2 protein-coding genes are annotated in these 1,597 nt (G+C 56.9%); both read right to left on the bottom strand.

Translation table 11 applies throughout. From position 1 onward, the window contains the following. A partial coding sequence (locus V6D20_15715) for a DUF6538 domain-containing protein (protein ID HEY9817228.1) occupies positions 1–656 on the bottom strand: 656 nt, incomplete at its 3' end. A gap of 101 nt (positions 657–757) precedes the next feature. Next, positions 758–952, bottom strand: a complete 195-nt coding sequence (locus V6D20_15710; protein ID HEY9817227.1) for a hypothetical protein — start codon at positions 950–952, stop codon at positions 758–760. Positions 953–1,597 lie beyond the last annotated feature (645 nt).

The following is a 1,597-nucleotide window of genomic DNA, read 5'->3' as shown; positions in this document are numbered from 1 at the left end:
ACCTGCAGTCCGTCCCAAGGGTTGGCCTCCAAGTTTCCCGATCGAACACACCAGTCCAAGAACTGCTGCAGCTGCCGCCAGATACGCCGCTGGGTTTGGGCAGTCAGGGATAGGTCCTCATACTCCTCCGACAGCGCCGCCAACTCTGCCAGCGATGCCCCCTGAGCATCCCTGTACTTCCTGATGTTGGGAGACAGCCGTGCAACATACCCCAGCACCTCTTTGCCCAGCATGTCGTTCAGGTCCCCCAGCTTGCGGTCCCCGAGGTGTGAGTTCAGCAACTCCAAGGCAAAGCGGACTGACTTGTAGCTGCCCGGACGCAGGCGATTGGAGGCTTCTGCCAAATAGACAGCAGCGACCTCCTTAACCTGCTCTTCCCCCAAGAGCCGGGCACGTTGATAGCGAGGGACAGCCACGGCGATCTGTGCAGGTGCCAAAGAGTGCTCAGGGTTGGCAAGCTGTGCTTCCGCTTCCTGAACGATCGCATCGAAGGTGGTGTTGAGCTCCATTACCCGCTTGGCAGCAACCTTGGCATCAGCGGTGTGCAGGGACCGCTTGAGCGACGACCCCAGGATTTCCTGCAACTGGACTGGGTAGGTCCTGCGGTAGATCCATGTGTTATGCCGTCTGTAGGCATACTTGATTTGTGTAGACATGACGTCTCCTAGCGGGGCAATAGCCCCGGTTTGTTGGTGTGATTGGGTTTTTGTGAGGGTTTTCAACGAGGGGCTGGGTTTAACCCCTTCCCTGAGAGGCCTCAGGTGCTGCGCGAGTGGACCCGCAGGATCAGCTCTATACCGGGCTCGCCGTAGACACCCTTGAGGGGACCTGTGAGCGAGTAGCCGGTGATGCAGTCGTCATAGACTTCCCAGACCTGGAAAAGGTGCTCGGGGATGTCATCGAGGGGACGTAGGACAACCACATCGTCTTCTTTGAGGTGCCAGTCCGTCATAGCGACCTCCGCGTCAGCAGAAGGTCAGGAAGGACCAGCCCAAGGGTCAGACCAAGCGGTATGGGCAAGGGGATGGGTTGGAGCCAACTTGGCAGACAGGCCAAGACCAGCAGTGCCCCGGCAAGGGCTTGAGGGATCGCAAGATTGAGGCCGAACCGCGCTCGAAGGATCCAGGATAAGGTCAGCCGAACACTGACCCCCGCCGCCATAAGCAGCAAAAAGGGTGTAAACATCTATACATCTCCATGAAGGGTTTCTTTGTATAGATGCGGTGGTTTGCTCAGTTTTTATGGGCTTTGCGGGCCTGCTTAACCACAAAGGGTGGAAAGGTGGGGTGGGTGGATTGCGTAATTATCTACATAGAGTCCCACCCACGCAGAAGCGTCCCAGCGCGTACCGTGGGCCAACTCAAAGCAGCCATTCCGAGCAGTTGGTGCCAAGGTCTGCTATGCGGGACAATCACGACCTTGACTAGTTCTAAACGAATGGCTGCAGCCCTTGGTTGTGTGCTGAAGTCAGACACATGGCTGTCGTGGAACACCTGCAAGTTCATGTTGGCGGCCAGCTTCGCTTCGGTAGCGGTCAAAGGCATTGACAACTTACCTTGTCATTTCGATTTGAATTTGTCCGGCGCGAACATTCCTA

It is taken from the genome of Candidatus Obscuribacterales bacterium (assembly GCA_036703605.1).
In the GTDB taxonomy this organism is placed as follows: Bacteria; Cyanobacteriota; Cyanobacteriia; order RECH01; family RECH01; genus RECH01.
Note: the sequence above shows the minus strand (reverse complement) of the source record. Positions and strands in the feature narration are given on the sequence as shown.

Bases quoted from the DNA above. Each gene is read 5' to 3' on its own strand.
- V6D20_15710 (HEY9817227.1), bottom strand. From the start codon at position 952: ATGACGGACTGGCACCTCAAAGAAGACGATGTGGTTGTCCTACGTCCC.